Genomic DNA, 1,556 nt, shown 5'->3' on the forward strand with positions numbered 1-1,556 from the left:
CCCTGCGTGTCAGGGTGAGTTGAGTCCAGTGGTTCACAGCAAGTCCGCCTGACGCAGGGCGAGATTCAGGATCGATCACCATGAGTAGTTCCACGTTCGCCCCGCCGTTGTCCGCGATCGCCGATGATGGACAGATGAGTGACGCTCACCCTCGTGCTGGTGGCCCGGCTCGGCGCCGGAGCTTCACCCCGGAGCAGAAGCTGGCGCATCTGGCCGCCTACGAACAGGCCTGCCAGGAGCAGCAGGGTGGGGCCTACCTTCGCCGGGAGGGCCTGTACTCCTCGCTGATCAGCGAATGGCGCCGGATGCGCGATGCTGGCGTGCTCGAAGGCAAGGCGGCCGATGAAGCCGTTGGCCGGCCGAGTGCGGAGCAGGCCGAAATCGCCCGGTTGCGCCGCCAGCTGGCCGCCTCCCAGCAGAAGCTGGCCACCACCGAGACCGCCCTGGACATCATGGGAAAAGCACACGCGCTCTTGGAGCAGATTTCCGAGAGCGCGGACACCGAGCAGCCGCGCAAGAAGCGCTGATGGGCGCCTACACCGAGCTCACCGCCGCAGGCGTGACCACCCGGGACGCAGCGGGACTGACCGGGGTGTCGCGGGCCACCGCCACCCGCCGGCGGGCCCGGACAGCACCGGGACCTCGGACCGCGGTGGAGCCGGCCAACCGGCTCAGTCGCGTTGAGCGGGAACGGGTGCTGGAGGTGCTCAACAGTGACGAATTCGTCGACCAGCCCCCGGCCCAGGTCTACGCCACGCTGCTGGAGCGCGGGGTGTACCTGTGCTCGATCGCCACCATGTACCGCATCCTCGCAGCCGCCGCGCAGGTGAAGGAACGCCGGCGCCAGGCCCGTCACCCGGCCCGAGCGATCCCTGAGCTGATGGCCGACGGATCCGGTCAGGTCTACACCTGGGACATCACCAAGTTGCCCGGCCCGGCCAAGGGCGTCTACTACGACGCCTACGTGATGCTCGACGTCTACTCCCGCTACATCGTCGGCGCCCACGTCCACGCCCGAGAGTCCGGGCCTCTGGCCGAGGAGATGATGAAGGAGATCTTCGGGGTTCACGGTGTGCCCACCGTGGTGCACGCCGACCGCGGCACCTCGATGACCTCCAAACCTGTGGCCGCGCTGCTGGCCGACCTCGGCGTCACCCGTTCCCACTCCAGACCCAGCGTGAGCAATGACAACCCGTATTCCGAGGCGTGGTTCAAGACCTTGAAGTACGCCCCGGTCTTCCCGGACCGCTTCGGCTCTCTGGCCGACGCCCGGGCGTTCATGGCCGGTTTCGTCGAGACCTACAACCACGGACACCGTCACACCGGGATCGGGCTGCACACCCCCGCCGACGTCCACTACGGCCACGCCGCGACCGTGAGTCAGCAGCGCTCAGCGGCCCTGGCCGCGGCCCGCGCTACTCACCCCGAGCGCTTCTCCACCACCGCTGACCCGAAAATCCTCGCGCTACCCACCCACGCCTGGATCAACCAACCAACCGCCGCCGAACCGGTAGCCGCCTGACACCCACTGGCCTCAAACACCTTGAAAAATTCCG

Annotated in this window: 1 protein-coding gene; it reads left to right on the forward strand. The window is 67.9% G+C overall.

The window, feature by feature from the left end:
* Positions 1-134: 134 nt before the first annotated feature.
* Positions 135-1,522, forward strand: a protein-coding gene (locus tag AAHA49_RS17800) for an IS3 family transposase (RefSeq protein ID WP_370518181.1) whose coding sequence is annotated in 2 segments (ribosomal slippage) — positions 135-483 and positions 483-1,522 — 1,389 coding nt in all. Because the reading frame shifts where the segments join, the coding sequence is not laid out codon by codon here.
* Positions 1,523-1,556: the final 34 nt, after the last annotated feature.

This window comes from Brevibacterium ammoniilyticum, from assembly GCF_038429965.1.
Lineage (GTDB): Bacteria > Actinomycetota > Actinomycetes > Actinomycetales > Brevibacteriaceae > Brevibacterium > Brevibacterium ammoniilyticum.